Annotated in this window: 1 rRNA gene; it reads right to left on the bottom strand. The window is 50.1% G+C overall.

Features of this window, described 5'->3' with window-relative positions:
- Window positions 1-85: 85 nt before the first annotated feature.
- Window positions 86-1,625 (bottom strand): 16S ribosomal RNA (locus JWG39_RS15940).
- Between the last annotated feature and the right edge of the window lie 143 nt (window positions 1,626-1,768).

Below are 1,768 nucleotides of genomic sequence, written 5' to 3'. Positions count from 1 at the left end.
TAAGGATCGCAAACGATCCCTCAAAACTGAATAATAACATTGCAAGTGAACTCTTGTGCAGCTCAAAGCTGCTTTTTTTCCTTTAAAAGGAGGTGATCCAGCCCCAGGTTCCCCTAGGGCTACCTTGTTACGACTTCACCCCAGTTACTAATCATACCTTGGCAGCCTGCCTCTAAAAGTTAGCTTAGCTGCTTCTGGTACAACCAACTCCCGTGGTGTGACGGGCGGTGTGTACAAGGCCCGGGAACGTATTCACCGTAGCATGCTGATCTACGATTACTAGCGATTCCAACTTCATGGAGTCGAGTTGCAGACTCCAATCCGGACTGAGACATAATTTGAGGATTCGCTCCACCTCGCGGTGTGGCTGCCCATTGTTTATGCCATTGTAGTACGTGTGTAGCCCTGGTCATAAAGGCCATGAGGACTTGACGTCATCCCCACCTTCCTCCGGTTTGACACCGGCAGTCTCTTTAGAGTGCCCAACTTAATGCTGGCAACTAAAGATAAGGGTTGCGCTCGTTGCGGGACTTAACCCAACATCTCACGACACGAGCTGACGACAGCCATGCAGCACCTGTCTCCGAATTCCCCGAAGGGCACTCCCAACTTTCATCGGGATTCTCGGGATGTCAAGACCAGGTAAGGTTCTTCGCGTTGCGTCGAATTAAACCACATACTCCACCGCTTGTGCGGGCCCCCGTCAATTCCTTTGAGTTTTAATCTTGCGACCGTACTCCCCAGGCGGTCAACTTAATGCGTTAGCTGCGGCAATGAGAGGATATTCCTCCCAACACCTGGTTGACATCGTTTACGGCGTGGACTACCAGGGTATCTAATCCTGTTTGCTACCCACGCTTTCGCACCTCAGTGTCAGTATCTGGCCAGGAAGTCGCCTTCGCCACCGGTATTCCTCCCGATATCTACGAATTTCACCTCTACACCGGGAATTCCACTTCCCCCTCCAGTACTCAAGTCTACCAGTTTCATATGCACTTCCCCAGTTGAGCCAGGGACTTTCACATCTGACTTAATAGACCACCTACGCGCGCTTTACGCCCAGTAATTCCGAACAACGCTTGCACCCTCCGTATTACCGCGGCTGCTGGCACGGAGTTAGCCGGTGCTTCCTTTGCTGGTACCGTCAAATATAATGGGTATTAACCACTATACATTTCTTCCCAACCGACAGGATTTTACGACCCAGGGGCCTTCATCATCCACGCGGCGTCGCTGCGTCAGGGTTTCCCCCATTGCGCAATATTCCTCACTGCTGCCTCCCGTAGGAGTCTGGTCCGTGTTTCAGTTCCAGTGTGGCGGATCATCCTCTCAGACCCGCTAACCATCGTTGCCTTGGTAGGCCATTACCCTACCAACAAGCTAATGGTACGCAAGCTCATCCCGGTACGGTGGCTTTTAAAAAGAGGCCACCTTTCCTGTTTCCAGCTTATCCGGTATTAGCACACCTTTCGGTGTGTTATTCCAGATGCCGGGGTAGATTACTTACGCGTTACTCACCCGTGCGCCACTCTACTCGCTTTCCGAAGAAAACTTTCGCGTTCGACTTGCATGTGTTAAGCACGCCGCCAGCGTTCGTTCTGAGCCAGGATCAAACTCTCCAGTTTGAATATCCTGTCTATCCGAAGATAGTTTCTTACAAGTTGTAAGAGCTCGTTTTTTTAGAATTACAAAAACTTGCTCATTGAAGTCAAAGACTTCGAGAGCTCATTTGTTTTGTTATTATTCAGTTTTCAAGGATCGTTACTTT

This window comes from Desulforhopalus vacuolatus (assembly GCF_016918505.1).
In the GTDB taxonomy this organism is placed as follows: Bacteria; Desulfobacterota; Desulfobulbia; order Desulfobulbales; family Desulfocapsaceae; genus Desulforhopalus; species Desulforhopalus vacuolatus.
This window is presented reverse-complemented; position numbering and strand designations above follow the sequence as displayed.